A 15,985-nucleotide genomic window follows, 5' to 3' on the forward strand; every position below is an offset into this window, starting at 1 on the left:
CGCTACGAGAAGACCGCGACCATCTACCTGGCCGGCCTCCACATCGCTGGCATCTTCCTCTGGTCAGCCCGCTGATCCGAACGAAACGGCCTAGTCGAGGGCCTGTCCAACGGAGAACGTGCGGTCGCCCTCTACGCCTCGGACATGCCCACCGCGTACTCGTACCAGCGCGGTGATGACGCGCAGATCGAGGCATGGATCGTTGAGGGAGCTGGGCGGCTGGGCCTGTCCGAGCTCTACCGATCCGCGGCGTACCTCGGCAGCTTCCAGATGCTGGACCTGGCTGGGACGGCCACCAGGGACCAGGAACGGGCTCATAAGGTGCGGTTCCCGAGTGCTGCCCGACTGCGCAGGGCATCGTCTCTGGCGTCGCTCACGGTGGGCATGTTCCAGGTGAGTGACGCGGCCATCAAGCGCGGCAACCGCCCGCAGGTTGAGGGCGCCTGCCGGTGTGCCGGTACGGGCTGGTTCGAGGTCTGCTACGACCCTGACGAGCCCACATCGGTCGCCCTGGAGAGCTGCGCCGCGCACAACCCCAGCGGGCACATGCCGACCCCGGTGCGGGTGTTCGCATGACGGCCCGCTTCCCCGTCCCTCCGGAGGCCGTGGCCAGCACCGCGGCCTCCATGGGCACCGACCCGCTCACCCTGGCCGACCTGCTGCGGGTGGTGAACACTCCGGGCTTCGACCGCTGGCAGGAACAGATCCGCCGCACCGGCGGCTGCTCCAATCCGATCCACCTCGTCGGCCAGACCGTCACCCGCGACGCCAAGACTGGCGACGTCCTGTACTCGTACAGCACGCAGGGCGAACCCGGGGGCCGTCTTCGGGTCGCCTGCGGCAACCGGCGGGCCTCCCGCTGCCCTGCCTGCGCCTGGACGTACGCCGGGGACACCTACCACCTGATCCGGGCCGGGATCACTGGCGACGAACGCAAGGATGTCCCCACGGACGTGCGCGAGTACCCGCGGGTGTTCGCCACGCTTACGGCTCCGTCGTTCGGTCCGGTCCACAACCGGCCCGACTCCGGCCACTGCCGCTGCGGTGCTGCCCACGCCGAAGGTGACGCCCTGCTGGGCACGGCCCTGAACCCGGCGACGTACGACTACGCGTCGGCGGTGCTGTGGAACAACCACGCCGGGGACCTGTGGCGGCGCTTCACCATCTACCTGCGCCGGGAGGTCGCCCGCCTGGCAGGCATCACGCAGTCCGCACTGCGGGAGGTGTGCCGGGTCTCCTTCGGCAAGGTCGCTGAGTTCCAGAAGCGCGGGGCGGTGCACTTCCATGCGGTCGTTCGCCTCGACGGCCCCGGTGGTCCCGACTCGGCCCCGCCGACATGGGCCACGGTCGCTCTCCTCGACGCTGCGATCCGTGCCGCGGCTTCCCGCGTCGTGGTCCTGGTCCCAGCCGCCGATGACCAGCCCGCCCGCACTCTGCGGTGGGGATCGCAGGTGGACGTGCAGCCCATCGGCGCGCTCGGCAGGGAGGAACTGACGGAAGAGGCGGTGGCCTCCTACGTGGCCAAGTACGCCACCAAGGCCGCCGAGACCACCGGCACCGTCGACCGCCGCATTGGGGAGCTGGCGGAGTTGGACAAGCTGACCGGCCTGCCGCTGCACACGCGGCGGCTGATCGAAGCGTGCTGGGCACTGGACGCGGCCTACCCGGAGCGGCTGCTGGCTCGCTGGGCTCACATGCTCGGCTTCCGCGGTCACTTCTCCACCAAGTCCCGCCGCTACTCCACCACCCTCGGTGCCCTGCGTCAGACCCGCGCCGACTACCGCGCCCGGCAGGAACGCCGTGAACGCGGCCTGCCCGAACCCGGCGACGACGCGGAGGGCTCCACGCTCGTCCTCGCCCACTGGACCTACGCCGGGCAGGGCCACACCCCCGGTGAGTCCTGGCTCGCCGCCTCCATCGCCCGCGAGATCCGCACCAACCGCGAAACCGCACGCCAAGCACTCGCAGACCTGACCGCACAAGACGACTGGGAGGTGTGCGCATGAAGCGTCCGCTTCCGTCGCGCTACCTGACACCGATGGACCTTGCCGACCTGGTCGGCGTGCCGCTGGAGACCGTCTACCAGTGGCGTCGCAAGGGCACCGGTCCGCGGGGCTTCCGCGTTGGCCGGCATCTCCGGTTCGACCCCGAAGACGTGCGCCTCTGGGTGGCGTCCCTCATGGAGGAGGCTGCCTGATGGCCGGGCACATTCAAGACCGCTGGTTCAAGACGGAGCCTGGCGCCGGAGGCAAGCCGGTCAGGGTGAAGACCGAGCGTTACGGCATCGGCCTGCGCTACCGCGCCCGGTACATCGGGCCGGACGGCTCCGAGAAGTCTAAGAGCTTCCCGGACAAGCAGAAGCGCAAGGCGGAACAGTGGCTCGCCAACATCGAAGCGGACATGTCGAGGGGTGACTACGTCAGTCCGGACGCTGGCAAGGTCACGTTCCAGCAGTTCGCCACGGAGTGGATGACCACGCAAATCACGGACCCTCTGACGCGAGAGTCCGTCGAAAGCCGGTTGCGGCTCCACGCGATCCCTTACCTGGGCACGCGGCCGATGAGCTCTTTCACCCCGTCGCATCTTCGGATGTGGTTGCGCACCCTGGAAGACCGCGGGTTGTCAGCCGGATACCGGCGTGGAATCTTTGCGCACGTCTCCACGGTGTTCACGGCTGCGGTAGAGGACCGGATCATTCGCTCGAACCCGTGCAGCGCTCGGTCTGTGCGGGCTCCTCGGCTCGAGCCCCGCAAGGTCAAGCCCTGGACTGCCGAACGCGTCATGGCTGTTCGTGCGGCCTTGCCGGAGAGCTACCAGGCGGTGGTGAACGTCGCCGCCGGATGCGGGCTGCGGCAGGGGGAGGTCTTCGGCCTGGCCGTGGAAGACGTGGACTTCCTCGGCCGGACGATGCATGTGGTCCGGCAGGTCAAGCTGCTGCAGCTGCACCGGCCCGTGTTCGCTCCGCCGAAGGGTGGCAAGGAACGCGATGTCCCCCTGCCCGAGTCGGTGGCCTTCGCTTTGGCTGCGCACCTGAAGCAGCACCCGGCTGTGCAGGTCACCCTGCCGTGGAAGACGCTCGACGGACCTCCGGTCACGGCGTCGCTCTTCTTCACCAGCTCCACGGGCCTGGCGCTTGACCGGAACCGCTTCAACGATCGTGTCTGGCGGCCGGCACTTCGGGCCGCGGGGGTGGAGACCGGTCGGTCCAACGGCATGCACGCCCTGAGGCACTTCTATGCCTCCGTGCTCCTGGACGCGGGGGAGAGCAGCAAGGCTCTCAGCGAGTACCTGGGTCACCACGACCCCGGCTTCACGCTGCGGACCTACACGCACCTGATGCCGTCCAGCGAGACCCGGACCCGGGCCGCCGTGGATCACGTCTTCCAGGAAGAGGAACCTATGGGAGACGGCCCGGAGACGGCCCAGGGCGAAAACTAGACCTCTGACCTGCGGCTATCTCAGTAACCGAAGTCCTGGGTCCACCAAGGGCCGCCGGAGGCGAAGTGGACGCCGACGCCGAGGGTCTTGAAGTCGCAGTTCAGGATGTTGGCCCGGTGGCCGTCGCTCTTCATCCAGGCGTCCATGACGGCCGCGGCGTCGGCCTGGCCCCGCGCTATGTTCTCGCCGCCGAGGTTGCTCACGCCGGCGGCGGCCGCGCGGTCCCAGGGGGTCGCGCCGCTGGGGTCCGTGTGGTCGAAGAAGTCCTGCTCGGCCATGGCGCTGCTGAAGTCGTCGGCCAGCTCGGTGAGGCCGCTGTCGGCCTTGACCGGGCTGCACCCCGCGGCGGCGCGTTCCTGGTTGACGAGCTGGAGGACCTGGGCGCGGGCGGCGTCCTCCTGGGAGAGGTCGCCACCGCCGCCGGACGCGGGCTTCTCCGGGGCGGGCGCCTTGGTGGAAGGAGCCGGCTCGTCCGGGGTGGCGGTCTTCTCGGGGGTACGCGTGGGGGAGGGCTCGGCCTTCTTCCTGTCCTTCTCCGGCGCCGAGGGGGACGCGGACCGCGAGGGCTTCGCGGACTCGGTCCCCGGGGCGCCCGAGGAGGCCCCCGGATCGACCCGGCCGCCGGAGCCGCCCTGCTGGGTCTCGGCGTTGCCGGGGCCGTCGACCGCGCGGATCGAGCCGTCGCCGCCCAGCCGGTAGGTGTCCAGGCCCGGCACCAGCCCGGTCGCGGCGGCGACCACGCCGACGGCCAGGGCCGCGGAGACGCCCAGCAGCCCGTTGCGCACCGGGCGGCGCGGACGCCTCGCCCTGGGAGCCCGGGGAGCCCGGGGAGCCCCGGCGGCGGCCCTGGGGGCACGGTCCGCGGAGGCCTGGTGGTGCACGGGCAGCGCGGCGGTGGGGGCGTCCTGGTGGGCGGCGGGGCCCTGGTGCTGCTCCTCCGTGCCGAAGAGGTAGGCGTCGCTACGCGCGTAGGCGTGGTCACCGTACGTGTCGCCGGAGTCGTAGCCGTAGGGGCTGTTGGAGCCGTAGGGGTGCGAGCCGTACGAGCCGTAGGCGTCGTACGCCGTCCGGTACTGCTCGTGCCCCGCGTCGTGTCCGGCGTCGTGGGCGGCCTCGCGGCCGGCCCCGGTGCCGGTGACTCCCGGGGTGGCGCCGTTGGCGCGGGGGGTGCCGCCCTTGCCCTTGCGGCCGGCGGCGGAGCGTCGGTGGCGTCCCATTCCTCTGCTGGCCCTTCTCGGTGCTGCGGTCCTCGCGACTCACCCGAACGGGTGAGCTTTGCTGGGTCGAGGGGGGACGCTACCGCATTGCCGCAGAGGGTGTGGGAGTCCGGTAAGACTTTTGCTCGGTTAGCGTGCACACATGAACGACGATGCACGACTGGTGGCCTGGGTCCGCGGAAACGTACAGCGCGTGGGATTCCGGTGGTTCACACGCGCGAAGGCTCTGGAGCTCGGCGGCCTGAGTGGTTTTGCTCTCAATCTCCAGGACGGTCGCGTGCAGGTCGTCGCCGAGGGTCCGCGCGACCGGTGCCGCCGGTTGCTGGAGTGGCTGGAGGGGGAGGACACGCCGGGTCGCGTGGACGGCGTGACCGAGATTTGGGACACACCTCGCGGCGGCTACACCGGCTTCGAGATCCGCTGAGCGCCGCCTCCCGCACGGGCCGGAAGGCCGCCCTCCGGGCCTCGGCCGAGCGTCCCGCCGAGGAAAAGTCCAGGTGACCGGCGCAACGGGCTTGTCATGGCCGTCGCCGCACGACAGGATGAGCCGCACGCCCCCGGGCCCCGCAGGAGACGCCGCGCGAAGACATCCGCGCCGAGCGCCGCGAGGACACCGTCGATACGGGGCGTGATCGTGTTGACCGTCAAACTTTTTGGTGAGACTCTGAAAGCCCCGCGCACCGTAGCTGTTTGGCATGTGGAAACAGCGGCACGAAGTCACCGGTCTGCGACCGCGGTGTCTCTGGAACCGCAGTGTCGGGCACTACGGGTGCAATTCCCTCACGACCCACCACCGCATCGGTCGGTCACTCAGTGTGGAGGACCATCCATCATGGCAAAGGCGCTTCTCGGTTACGTCGGCGGCTCCGACCCGCGACTCCTCGCCGAGATGCGACGGCTCCAGCAGCGCGTCCAGGACCTGGAATCCGAGCTCGTCCGGATCCAGGCCGAGAAGGACGCACTGGCGGCTGCCGCTTCTCGCGACAGGATCATGCAGAGCATGGAGAGCATCGACGCACACCAGGCGGAGCCCGCGCTCACCTGATCCGGCACGTTCGCGGGCCGCAGCCGAGCCCGCACCCCGCCGGTGCCTCAAGGGACGCCCCCGGCGTCCCTTTCGCCTTTCCCGCTCCCGCCCTTCGCCCGGCCCCGCCACCTCGCCGGCGTGGTCGCCGCCGTCCTGTCACCGCGTCCGTACGTGCGTGCCTGTCACCGCGTCCGTCGTGCACCGCGTCCGTCGTGCGCGCGGCCCCCCCCGGCGACGCCGGAGCCGTGCGTGTTCCGCCCCCGCCGTCGATCCCGTGAGTCTGATCTGCCCGCCGCCCCGCCGCGCGAAACCGGATCGGGCCGTCGGCTCATGGAGCGGACGGGGACCGGCCGGTAAAGTCCACCGGCGTGCACCTCAAGGCCCTGACCCTCCGCGGCTTCAAGTCGTTCGCATCCGCGACCACCCTCCGGTTCGAGCCGGGGATCACCTGTGTCGTCGGCCCGAACGGCTCGGGCAAGTCCAACGTGGTGGACGCGCTGACCTGGGTCATGGGCGAGCACAGCGCGAAGTCGCTGCGCGGCGGCAAGATGGAGGACGTCATCTTCGCCGGGACCACCGGCCGCCCCCCGCTGGGCCGCGCCGAGGTCTCCCTCACCATCGACAACTCCGACGGCGCCCTCCCCATCGAGTACGCCGAGGTCACCATCGCGCGGATCATGTTCCGCAACGGCGGCAGCGAGTACCAGATCAACGGCGACACCTGCCGCCTGCTGGACATCCAGGAACTCCTCTCCGACTCCGGCATCGGCCGCGAGATGCACGTCATCGTCGGCCAGGGCCAGCTCGACTCCGTGCTGCACGCCGACCCCATGGGCCGCCGCGCCTTCATCGAGGAGGCGGCCGGCGTCCTCAAGCACCGCAAGCGCAAGGAGAAGGCGCTGCGCAAACTGGACGCCATGCAGGCCAACCTGGCCCGCGTCCAGGACCTCACCGACGAGCTCCGCCGCCAGCTCAAGCCGCTCGGCCGCCAGGCCGCCGTGGCCCGCCGCGCCGCCGTCATCCAGGCCGACCTGCGCGACGCCCGGCTCCGGCTGCTAGCCGACGACCTGGTGAAGCTGCGCCAGGCGCTCCGGGCCGAGGTGGCCGACGAGGCCGCCCTCAAGGAGCGCAAGGAGGCGACCGAGGAGGAGCTGCGCAAGGCGCTGCGCCGCGAGGCGCTGCTGGAGGACGAGGTCCGCCGTCTCAGCCCGCGCCTGCAGCGGGCCCAGCAGACCTGGTACGAGCTCTCCCGGCTCGCCGAACGCGTCCGGGGCACCGTCTCGCTCGCCGACGCGCGGGTGAAGAGCGCCACCGCGGCGCCCGTGGAGGAACGCCGGGGCCGCGACCCGGAGGAGATGGAGCGCGAGGCCGCCCGCGTCCGGGAGCAGGAGGCCGAACTGGAGGCCGCCCTGGAGGCCGCCGAGCGGGCGCTGGAGGACACCGTCGCCCACCGTGAGGAACTGGAACGCTCCCTCGCCGCCGAGGAACGCCGCCTCAAGGACGTCGCCCGGGCCATCGCCGACCGCCGTGAGGGCCTGGCCCGGCTCAGCGGCCAGGTGGGCGCCGCCCGCTCCCGGGCCGCCGCCGCCCAGGCCGAGATCGACCGCCTCGCCGCCTCCCGTGACGAGGCCCGGGCCCGTGCCGTCGCCGCCCAGGAGGAGTACGAGGCCCTCAAGGCCGAGGTCGACGGCCTCGACGCCGAGGACACCGAGCTCGCCGGACAGCACGACGAGGCCAAGGCCGCCCTCGCCGACGCCGACGCCGCCCTGACCGCCGCACGCGAGGCCCTCACCGCCGCCGAACGCGAACGCGCCGCCACCCGCGCCCGGCACGACGCCCTCGCCCTGGGCCTGCGCCGCAAGGACGGCACCGGCGCCCTGCTCGAAGCGCGCGACACCCTCACCGGCCTCCTCGGCCCCGCCGCCGAACTCCTCCGCGTCACCCCCGGCCACGAGGCGGCCCTCGCCGCGGCCTTCGGCGCCGCCGCCGACGCGGTCGCCGCCGCCTCGCCCGCCGCGGCGGCCGACGCCCTGCGCCTGCTGCGCAAGCAGGACGCCGGCCGGGCCGCGCTGATCGTCGCCGGGGCGGACGGGACCCCCGACGAGATCCCCGACGAGGCCCCCCGCCACGGGCGCTGGCCGCACGCCGGCGACCTCGTCGACGGCCCCGACGACCTGATGCCCGCCGTCCGCCGCCTGCTGCGCGGCGTGGTGGTGGTGGACACCCTCGAGGACGCCGAGGACGTGGTCCGCGCCCGCCCCGACCTCACCGCCGTCACCGCCGAGGGGGACCTCCTCGCGGCCCACCACGCCCACGGCGGCTCGGCCGCCGCTCCCAGCCTGCTGGAGGTCCAGGCCTCCGTCGACGAGGCCGCCGCCGCGCTCCAGGACCTGGAGTTCCGCTGCACGGAACTGACCGAGGCCCAGCGGCTGGCCGCCGCCCGCCGCACCGCCTGCGCCGCCCTGGTCGAGGAGCTGGGAGAACGCCGCCGCGCCGCCGACCGCGAGAAGTCCGGCGTCTCCCAGCAGCTCGGCCGCCTGTCCGGCCAGGCCCGCGGAGCCGCCGGGGAGGCCGAACGCGCCGAGGCCGCCACCGCCCGCGCCCAGGAGGCGCTGGAGAAGGCGCTCACCGACGTGGAGGAACTGGCGGAGCGGCTGGCCGTCGCCGAGGAGATGCCGGCCGAGGAGGAGCCGGACACCTCGGTGCGCGACCGGCTCGCCGCCGACGGCGCCAACGCCCGGCAGACCGAGATGGAGGCCAGGCTCCAGCTGCGCACGCACGAGGAACGGGTCAAGGCGCTGGCCGGCCGCGCCGACTCCCTCGACCGCGCCGCCCGTGCCGAACGTGAGGCCCGCGCCCGCGCCGAACGCCGCAAGGCGCGGATGCGCCACGAGGCCGCCGTCGCCGGAGCCGTGGCCGTGGGCGCGCGGCAGCTCCTCGCCCACGTCGAGGTGTCCCTGGGGCGCGCGGACCGCGAGCGGGGGGCCGCCGAGGCCGCCAAGGCCCGCCAGGAGCGGGAGCTCGCCGCCGCCCGCACCGCGGGACGGGACCTCAAGGCCGAGCTGGACAAGCTCACCGACTCCGTCCACCAGGGCGAGGTGCTGGGCGCCGAGAAGCGGCTGCGGATCGAACAGCTGGAGACCAAGGCACTGGAGGAGCTCGGCGTCGAGCCGGAGGCCCTGGTCGCCGAGTACGGGCCGGACCAGCTCGTCCCGCCGTCGCCGCCGGCCGAGGGCGAGGAGCTGCCGGAGGACCCGGAGCACCCGCGCAACCTGCCGCGGCCGTTCGTCCGCGGCGAGCAGGAGAAGCGGCTGCGGGCCGCGGAACGCGCCTACCAGCAGCTCGGCAAGGTCAACCCGCTCGCCCTGGAGGAGTTCGCCGCCCTGGAGGAACGCCACCAGTTCCTGAGCGAGCAGCTCGAGGACCTCAAGAAGACCCGCGCCGACCTGCTCCAGGTGGTCAAGGAGGTCGACGAGCGGGTCGAGCAGGTGTTCACGGAGGCCTACCGGGACACCGCCCGCGAGTTCGAGGGCGTCTTCGGCCGCCTCTTCCCCGGGGGCGAGGGCCGGCTGGTGCTGACCGACCCGGACAACATGCTGACCACCGGCGTGGAGGTCGAGGCCCGGCCGCCGGGCAAGAAGGTCAAGCGGCTGAGCCTGCTCTCCGGCGGGGAGCGGTCACTGACGGCCGTGGCGCTGCTGGTGTCCATCTTCAAGGCCCGGCCCAGCCCGTTCTACGTGATGGACGAGGTCGAGGCCGCGCTGGACGACACCAACCTGCAGCGACTGATCCGGATCATGCAGGAACTGCAGGAGTCCTCCCAGCTGATCGTCATCACGCACCAGAAGCGGACGATGGAGGTCGCCGACGCGCTGTACGGCGTCTCCATGCAGGGCGACGGCGTCTCGAAGGTCATCAGCCAGCGCCTGCGGTGACACCGGCGGCCGCCCCCGCGCGCACCGCGGGACGGCCGCGGCGGCCGGGGCGACCCGGGCGGACGCACCGCGCGCGGAACCCACCGGGGCGCGGACCGGGGCGCGGCGCGCCCCATGGCCGATACTGGGACGCGTTATGGACACCGTCATCCTTGCCGTAGTCATCGCGGTGGTGGCCCTCGTCGCCCTTGCCGGCCTCGTCGTCGGAGGTCGCCGCAAGAAGTCGCTGCCCCCGCCGCCACCGTCCGCGCCCGACATCACCGCCCCGCCCGCCGAACCCACGGTCGGCGAGGAGGCCGAGACCCCACGGGACGAGGAACGCCGCACGATCGAGGAGGTCGACCTCCCCGGATCGCCGACCGGCGCCACCCTGGTCGAAGAAGTCCCGGTGGAACCCGCCGCCCCGGCGATCGAGGTCCCCGAGCCCACCGCCGGCCGCCTGGTCCGGCTGCGCGCCCGCCTCTCCCGCTCGCAGAACGCGCTGGGCAAGGGCCTGCTGACCCTGCTCTCCCGCGAGCACCTCGACGAGGACACCTGGGAGGAGATCGAGGACACCCTCCTCACCGCCGACGTCGGCGTGCAGCCCACCCAGGAGCTCGTGGAGCGCCTGCGCGAGCGGGTCCGCGTGCTCGGCACCCGCACCCCCGAGGAACTGCGCGTCCTGCTCCGCGAGGAGCTGGTGCAGATCCTCGACCCCGGCTTCGACCGCTCCGTGAGGACGGACGCGAAGGAAGGCACCCCGGGCGTCGTCATGGTCGTCGGCGTCAACGGCACCGGCAAGACCACCACCACCGGCAAGCTGGCCCGCGTCCTCGTCGCCGACGGCAGGACCGTGGTGCTGGGCGCCGCGGACACCTTCCGCGCCGCCGCCGCCGACCAACTGCAGACCTGGGGCGAGCGGGTCGGCGCCCACACGGTGCGCGGGCCGGAGGGGGGCGACCCCGCCTCCGTCGCCTTCGACTCCGTCAAGGAGGGCATCGCGATCGGCTCCGACGTCGTGCTGATCGACACCGCCGGCCGGCTGCACACCAAGACCGGGCTGATGGACGAGCTGGGCAAGGTCAAGCGGGTCGTCGAGAAGCAGGCGCCGCTGGACGAGGTGCTGCTGGTCCTGGACGCCACCACCGGTCAGAACGGCCTGGTGCAGGCGCGGGTGTTCGCCGAGGTCGTGAACATCACCGGCATCGTGCTCACCAAGCTGGACGGCACCGCCAAGGGCGGCATCGTGATCGCCGTCCAGCGGGAACTGGGCGTGCCGGTCAAGCTGATCGGCCTGGGCGAGGGGGCCGACGACCTCGCGCCCTTCGAGCCGCAGGCGTTCGTGGACGCCCTCATCGGCGACTGACCCCGCCGCGCGACAGCGAAGTACGGCAGACGCCCGCCCCCCGGAAGGCCCGGGACGGCGGGCGTCCGCCGTGTCGGGGGGTCGGTGCCGAGCAGGTCGGCCTCGCGGGCGCGGGCGACGGGTCGGGGCGCCTGCCGGGTGCCCTCGCGCGGTGTGCCGCGACGGCAGTGGTCAGGCGCGGGCGCGGGCGCGGCGGTCGGGGTGCGGGTGCGGGCGCCGGCCGGGGGACCAGGTGCGGGTGCGGGGGTCGGGGGCGAGTGCGGGGTGCCGGCCCGGGGGATCAGGTGCGGGGGGAGCGGTGGGCCGCGTAGGCCAGGGTGCCGAGCAGGAGGCGAGCGGCCGGGAGCCCGGCGGCGGAGTCGAGGGCCGGCTGCCGCAGCCACCGCACCGGGCCCCGCCCGCCGCGGTCCGACGGCGGCGCCGTCACGTACGCGCCGGCGCCCAGGGCGCGCAGCCCGGCCGGACGGCGCGCGGCCCGGGCCCCTTCCGCGCCCGACGGCCCCCTGTCGTCCAGCCCCATCCGGTACAGCAGCGAGGGCAGTTCGTCCGCGGCCCCGGGGGCGACGAAGAACTGGGCGCGGCGCTCGGGGGTGACCGTCACCGGTCCCACCGGCAGACCCATGCGCTCCAGCCGCACCACGGCCAGCCGCCCGGCCGTCTCCGGCACCTCCAGCACGTCGAACGCCCGGCCCACGGGCAGCATCACGGCGGCCCCGGGGTGGTCGGACCAGGCGCGGGTCACGTCGTCGAGGGTGGATCCGGCGGGGATCTCCGGGGCGTACGCCAGCGGATGGGCGCCGGGCTCCGGGCAGTCGGCGCGACCGCACGAGCAGTCCCGGGCGCCGGGCGCCACGCGCGCACCCGGCACCACGTCCCAGCCCCAGAGGCCGGTGAACTCGGCGACCGCGGTGCCCTCCGAGGAGCGCCCCCGTCGGCGCACGCCGACGCGCGCTCCGGACCGTGCGCCGGAACGCTCCCGCATACCGCCGATCGTGAAGCCCATGCCCCCTCCAACGGGTCCGCCGCGTGGCTGGTTACGTGCCGGGGGTTCGTCGTGACGCTGAGTTGCGGATACCCGCCCGCTCGTCCCGACTCGCCCGGTTCGCACCGCGCGTGGTGGTGCGCGAGGTGGTGCGAGCGGCCCTTCGCGCCCCCTCGGTGCATCGGGCTCCCATTCGGCCCTCCGGACAGGTTTCCGACGCTGCTGGTCAAGTGAATCGCGGCCGGAGGCGCCAGAGTTCATCCGAAGGGGTGGCGAAAGGTGGCGTTTCCCGAACCAGCGTGGCTGGAGCGGTGACCGTGAGGCTACGGTGAGTATGCAAGGCTTGTGGCACATGCCCGCTCGGACTTGCCGGAAGCACCTTTCGGCCAGGCCCGCCAAGGATTCTTCCGACCGCAGCCCGGTCACGGAGAGTCACAGGTGGGCTTCCGGTGAAAGGCGCGACGGTGGATACTCACCTGGAACCCGGGGATTCCGCCGAACCGGAGGACGGTCCGGCGGCATTCTGATAGGGCTGTTCGCAGACACGACCGGGCCCGGGCAGGAGCCCGGCAGGTCTTCAGGGATGGATGGGGGCGTTCCAGTGAGCGGCAACGGTGACGGCGGGACGAACGCCGAGAAGCGCCCCAACGAGCTGCTCAACTCGTGGTTCGTGCGCAGCGGCTGGTCCAAGGGCGAGCTCGCCCGGCAGGTGAACCGCCGGGCCCGTCAGCTCGGCGCCAACCACGTCTCCACCGACACCTCCCGGGTCCGCCGCTGGCTGGACGGCGAGAACCCGCGCGAGCCCATCCCCCGGATCCTCTCCGAGCTGTTCTCCGAGCGCTTCGGCTGCGTCGTGGCCGTCGAGGACCTCGGCCTGCGCACGGCCCACCAGGCGCCCTCGGCGGCCGGCGTCGACCTGCCGTGGACCGGGCCGCAGACGGTGGCGCTGCTGGGCGAGTTCTCCCGCAGCGACCTGATGCTGGCCCGCCGGGGCTTCCTCGGCACCTCGCTCGGGCTCGCCGCCGGCCCCTCCCTGATCGAGCCCATGCAGCGCTGGCTGGTGCCCTCCCCGTCCTCGCCGCTGGACGCGCCGCCGCCGTCGTCCGCCTCCTCCGTGTCCACCGGCCCTTCCGGCGGACGCCGCGGCGGGCTCTCCGGACCGGAGCTCGACCAGCTGGCCACCACCATCGAGATGTTCCGCCAGTGGGACGCCCAGTGCGGCGGCGGGCTGCGCCGCAAGGCGGTCGTCGGCCAGCTTCACGAGGTCACCGACCTGCTCCAGGAGAGCCACCCCGAGCCGACCGCGCGGCGCCTCTTCGGCTTCGCCGCCGAACTCGCCGAGCTCGCCGGGTGGATGAGCTACGACGTGGGGCTCCAGCCCACCGCGCAGAAGTACTTCGTCCTGGCGCTGCACGCGGCCAAGGAGGCCGGGGACAAGCCGCTCGGCTCGTACATCCTCTCCTCCATGAGCCGGCAGATGATCCACCTCGGCCGGCCCGACGACGCGCTGGAGCTCATCCACCTCGCCCAGTACGGCAGCCGGGACTGCGCCGGCCCGCGGACCCAGGCCATGCTGTATGCGATGGAGGGGCGCGCGTACGCCAACATGGGCCAGCCCGGCAAGTGCAAGCGCGCGGTCCGGATGGCCGAGGACACCTTCGCCGACGCCGACGACTGGGACGAGCCGGACCCGGACTGGATCGGCTTCTTCACCGAGGCCGAGCTGCACGGCGAGAACTCCCACTCCTTCCGCGACCTCGCCTACGTCGCGGGCCGCAGCCCCATCTACGCGTCGATGGCCGAGCCGCTGATGAAGAAGGCCGTCGAGCTCTTCGCCCAGGACTCCGAGCACCAGCGCTCCTACGCGCTCAACCTGGTCGGCATGGCGACCGTGCACCTCCTCCAGAGCGAGCCCGAGCAGAGCACGGTCATGCTGGACCAGGCGATGAAGGTGGCCAAGAAGGTCCGCTCCGAGCGCGTCAACACCCGTATCCGCAAGACGGTCGACACCGCCGCGCGGGACTACAAGGAACTCCCCGCCGTCCGGGACATCACCCGGCTCCTGGCGGAGGAGCTTCCGGAGGCCGCAGCAGCGGTCTGACCGGCGCACACAGTCCCCGGCCGCGGCCGGCCCTCCCGAACTGCCCGACTCGGCTCCCCCCGCCAGGTCGTCGGAAGGCCGCCGCGGCCGGTGTTCGTTGTGCCGTCCATCAGTTCATGGACGTGTAACACGCCGGGCGTCTTCGTCACTGGGGCGAAACAACCAGGGGTCATGGCCGAAACGGCGCTGCGTCAACCTCGTGGCGAAAGCAGGCCCACCACCTCCCCATCCGCCCAGGTAGCCCGCACGGGCCGCGACCCCGACGAGGAGACGCCGATGGCACCAGCCATCACCTTTGCGGCCGACGAGATTTCGTCCGCCGACACAGGCTTCATGCTCATCTGTTCCGCCCTGGTGATGCTCATGACCCCGGGGCTGGCCTTCTTCTACGGAGGCATGGTCCGCGTCAAGAGCGCCCTCAACATGCTGATGATGTCCTTCATCAGCCTGGGCATCGTCACCGTCCTGTGGGTGCTCTACGGCTTCTCCCTCGCCTTCGGCACCGACACCGGCAGCCTCATCGGCTGGGACTCCGACTACGTCGGCCTCAGCGGGATCGACAAGGTCGAGGTCTGGGACGGGTACACCATCCCGACCCTGGTCTTCGCCGTCTTCCAGCTGATGTTCGCCATCCTCACCCCCGCGCTGATCAGCGGCGCCCTCGCCGACCGGGTGAAGTTCACCGCCTGGGCCCTCTTCGTCGTCCTGTGGGCGAGCGTCGTCTACTTCCCGGTCGCCCACTGGGTGTGGGGCGCCGGCGGCTGGGCCTTCGAGCTCGGCGTGATCGACTTCGCGGGCGGCACCGCCGTCCACATCAACGCGGGCGCCGCGGCACTGGGCGTGATCCTGGTCATCGGCAAGCGCGTGGGCTTCAAGAAGGACCCGATGCGGCCGCACAGCATGCCGCTGGTCATGCTCGGCGCCGGCCTCCTGTGGTTCGGCTGGTTCGGCTTCAACGCCGGCTCCTGGCTCGGCAACAGCGACGGCGTCGGCGCGCTGATGTTCGTCAACACGCAGGTCGCCACCGGCGCCGCCGTGCTCGCCTGGCTGATCTACGAGAAGATCCGCCACGGCGCCTTCACCACCCTGGGCGCCGCCTCCGGCGCGGTCGCCGGCCTGGTCGCCATCACCCCGGCGGGCGGCGCGGTCTCCCCGCTCGGCGCCATCGCGATAGGCGTCATCGCCGGTCTGCTCTGCGCCATGGCGGTCGGCCTGAAGTACAAGCTGAACTACGACGACTCCCTCGACGTGGTCGGCGTCCACCTGGTCGGCGGTATCGTCGGCTCGCTGCTGATCGGCTTCTTCGCCACCGGCGAGGGCCAGTCCGACGTGGCCGGCCTCTTCTACGGCGGCGGCCTGGACCAGCTCTGGAAGCAGGCGGCCGGTGTCTTCGGTGTCCTCGCCTACTCGCTCGTCGCCTCCGCGGTCCTCGCCCTGATCGTCCACAAGACCATGGGCATGCGGGTCGACGAGGATGAGGAGATCTCCGGCATCGACCAGGCCGAGCACGCCGAGACCGCCTACGACTTCAGCGGCGTCGGCGGCAGCAGCTCCGCCAAGCCCACCGCCCCCGCCCGCGCCGAGAGCAACAAGGTTGACGCATGAAGCTGATCACCGCGGTCGTCAAGCCGCACAAGCTCGACGAGATCAAGGAAGCGCTCCAGGCCTTCGGAGTGCACGGCCTGACCGTGACCGAGGCCAGCGGCTACGGCCGGCAGCGCGGCCACACCGAGGTCTACCGGGGCGCCGAGTACACCGTCGACCTGGTCCCCAAGATCCGCATCGAGGTCCTGGTGGACGACGCGGACGCCGACGAGCTCGTCGAGGTCGTGGTCAGCGCGGCCCGCACCGGCAAGATCGGTGACGGCAAGGTGTGGGCGGTGCCCGTCGACACCGCCGTCCGGGTCCGCACCGGTGAGCGCGGGCCGGACGCCCTGTAG

13 protein-coding genes are annotated in these 15,985 nt (G+C 72.5%); 11 read left to right on the forward strand and 2 right to left on the reverse strand.

The window, feature by feature from the left end:
• Positions 1 to 144 precede the first annotated feature (144 nt).
• Genes ABZ836_RS21035 through ABZ836_RS21050 form a run of 4 tightly spaced genes read left to right on the forward strand, consistent with a single transcriptional unit; the run spans position 145 to position 3,438 of the window.
• The gene (locus tag ABZ836_RS21035; protein ID WP_361144301.1) at positions 145 to 576 is read left to right on the forward strand and encodes a hypothetical protein; all 432 of its coding nucleotides are present in this window, start codon (positions 145 to 147) and stop codon (positions 574 to 576) included.
• Complete coding sequence (repSA, locus tag ABZ836_RS21040; RefSeq protein WP_361144304.1) at positions 573 to 2,006, forward strand: replication initiator protein RepSA; 1,434 nt, start codon at positions 573 to 575, stop codon at positions 2,004 to 2,006. Before ABZ836_RS21035 ends, repSA begins: the two co-directional genes overlap by 4 nt.
• A complete protein-coding gene (locus ABZ836_RS21045; RefSeq protein ID WP_361144307.1) occupies positions 2,003 to 2,197 on the forward strand; it encodes a helix-turn-helix domain-containing protein in 195 nt (64 codons plus the stop codon). Before repSA ends, ABZ836_RS21045 begins: the two co-directional genes overlap by 4 nt.
• Entirely contained in the window at positions 2,197 to 3,438 is a 1,242-nt protein-coding gene (locus ABZ836_RS21050; protein ID WP_361144310.1) for a tyrosine-type recombinase/integrase, read from the forward strand. The genes ABZ836_RS21045 and ABZ836_RS21050 overlap by 1 nt, the downstream gene beginning before the upstream one ends.
• 20 nt (positions 3,439 to 3,458) lie before the next feature.
• Here ABZ836_RS21050 and ABZ836_RS21055 read toward each other — a convergent pair whose 3' ends face one another.
• Positions 3,459 to 4,655 carry a CAP domain-containing protein gene (locus tag ABZ836_RS21055; protein WP_361144313.1) on the reverse strand — a complete coding sequence of 399 codons (1,197 nt, stop codon included), beginning with the start codon at positions 4,653 to 4,655 and terminating at the stop codon, positions 3,459 to 3,461.
• A gap of 142 nt (positions 4,656 to 4,797) precedes the next feature.
• On the opposite strand from ABZ836_RS21055, the gene ABZ836_RS21060 reads away from it, so the two are divergent.
• The 4 genes from ABZ836_RS21060 to ftsY all read left to right on the forward strand — a co-directional run bounded on the left by ABZ836_RS21060 (position 4,798) and on the right by ftsY (position 10,962).
• Positions 4,798 to 5,079, forward strand: coding sequence for an acylphosphatase (locus ABZ836_RS21060; RefSeq protein WP_356137819.1), 282 nt, complete (start codon positions 4,798 to 4,800; stop codon positions 5,077 to 5,079).
• Between the two features lie 408 nt (positions 5,080 to 5,487).
• Positions 5,488 to 5,700 (forward strand): hypothetical protein, encoded by a 213-nt coding sequence (locus ABZ836_RS21065; protein ID WP_356137821.1) that lies wholly within the window; start codon positions 5,488 to 5,490, stop codon positions 5,698 to 5,700.
• Between the two features lie 350 nt (positions 5,701 to 6,050).
• A complete protein-coding gene (gene smc / locus ABZ836_RS21070) occupies positions 6,051 to 9,617 on the forward strand; it encodes a chromosome segregation protein SMC (RefSeq protein WP_361144317.1) in 3,567 nt (1,188 codons plus the stop codon).
• A 136-nt stretch (positions 9,618 to 9,753) separates the two neighbouring features.
• Positions 9,754 to 10,962 (forward strand): signal recognition particle-docking protein FtsY, encoded by a 1,209-nt coding sequence (gene ftsY, locus ABZ836_RS21075; protein WP_356137825.1) that lies wholly within the window; start codon positions 9,754 to 9,756, stop codon positions 10,960 to 10,962.
• Positions 10,963 to 11,242: 280 nt separating this feature from the next.
• On the opposite strand, the gene ABZ836_RS21080 is transcribed toward ftsY, so the two are convergent.
• Positions 11,243 to 11,965 carry a bifunctional DNA primase/polymerase gene (locus ABZ836_RS21080; protein ID WP_361144320.1) on the reverse strand — a complete coding sequence of 241 codons (723 nt, stop codon included), beginning with the start codon at positions 11,963 to 11,965 and terminating at the stop codon, positions 11,243 to 11,245.
• Positions 11,966 to 12,545: 580 nt separating this feature from the next.
• Between ABZ836_RS21080 and ABZ836_RS21085 the strand changes: the two genes are divergently transcribed.
• The 3 genes from ABZ836_RS21085 to ABZ836_RS21095 all read left to right on the forward strand — a co-directional run bounded on the left by ABZ836_RS21085 (position 12,546) and on the right by ABZ836_RS21095 (position 15,985).
• Positions 12,546 to 14,045 (forward strand): hypothetical protein, encoded by a 1,500-nt coding sequence (locus ABZ836_RS21085; protein ID WP_356136149.1) that lies wholly within the window; start codon positions 12,546 to 12,548, stop codon positions 14,043 to 14,045.
• Positions 14,046 to 14,321: 276 nt separating this feature from the next.
• A complete protein-coding gene (locus ABZ836_RS21090) occupies positions 14,322 to 15,650 on the forward strand; it encodes an ammonium transporter (protein ID WP_356136150.1) in 1,329 nt (442 codons plus the stop codon).
• Positions 15,647 to 15,985: a P-II family nitrogen regulator gene (locus tag ABZ836_RS21095; RefSeq protein ID WP_356136152.1), complete on the forward strand. Its 339-nt coding sequence runs from the start codon at positions 15,647 to 15,649 to the stop codon at positions 15,983 to 15,985. Before ABZ836_RS21090 ends, ABZ836_RS21095 begins: the two co-directional genes overlap by 4 nt.

Origin of the sequence: Streptomyces sp. NPDC047130, assembly GCF_040643475.1 — a bacterium.
Taxonomy (GTDB): domain Bacteria; phylum Actinomycetota; class Actinomycetes; order Streptomycetales; family Streptomycetaceae; genus Streptomyces.